Here is a 935-nt window from a genome sequence, read left to right on the forward strand (position 1 = left end):
GCCGGCCTCCGGCCGGCTCAAGATCATGATGCCGGCCAGAGGCCGGCGGTCCGGAAGAGGAAGACTGGAGTGGCGCGCCCCCAGCGTCTATTTTTAGTCCATGAGCAAAAGACGCATTCCGGCCGGCGCAGTCGTGCGCGGCACCGACAAAGGCTATGACCACTCGCCCTCGACGCCGGTGCTGAAGGCCGGCAGCGAGCGGCCGGTCGAGAAGGTCGACCAGAAATACCCCTACCTGCGGCCGCGCGATGCGGCGACGCTGATCCTGGTGCGCCAGCGCGGCAAGATCCCCGAAGTGCTGCTGGGCTGCCGCGACGCCAAGCACGCCTTCATGCCCAACCGCTATGTCTTCCCGGGTGGCCGCGTCGATCCGGCCGATGCCCGCGTGCCGGTGGCGACGCCGCTCGACCGCTTCGTCGATGAGCGCCTGCGCAAGGCCGCGACCGCGCAGCGTGCGCGGGCGCTTGCCGTCGCCGCCGTGCGCGAGACCTTCGAGGAGACCGGCCTGATGCTGGCCAAGCCGTTCAAGGGCGGCGCGCCTGAGGAGGATTTCGGCGAGCACTGGCACGGCTTTCTGGACAAGGGCATGGGGCCCGCGCTCGATTGCCTCGACCTGATCGCCCGCGCGGTCACGCCGCCTGGCCGGCCGCGCCGCTTCAACGCGCGCTTCTTCATGGCGCGCGCCGAGGATGCGACCGGCGACATCCGCCATTCCAGCGAGCTCGGCGATATCCGCTGGGTCAAGCTCGACGAGGCGCGCGAGCTGCCGTTGCCCACCATCACCGGGCTCATTCTCGGCGAGATCGGCCGCCTCGTTAAGGAGCCGCCCAACCGCAAGCGGCAGCGCAAGATCCCCTTGTTCACCACGGTGCATCGCAAGCACCTGATGCTCGAGGAGTAGCGGTATGGCGGGGTCGAACGCGGCCTCGACGCCC

Annotated in this window: 1 protein-coding gene; it reads left to right on the forward strand. The window is 69.5% G+C overall.

Annotated features, from left to right (window positions below):
- Positions 1–100: 100 nt before the first annotated feature.
- Positions 101–901, forward strand: coding sequence for an NUDIX hydrolase (locus RSO01_RS46885; RefSeq protein WP_147157495.1), 801 nt, complete (start codon positions 101–103; stop codon positions 899–901).
- The last annotated feature ends 34 nt before the right edge of the window (positions 902–935 follow it).

Origin of the sequence: Reyranella soli (assembly GCF_007992495.1) — a bacterium.
GTDB classification, from domain to species: Bacteria; Pseudomonadota; Alphaproteobacteria; order Reyranellales; family Reyranellaceae; genus Reyranella; species Reyranella soli.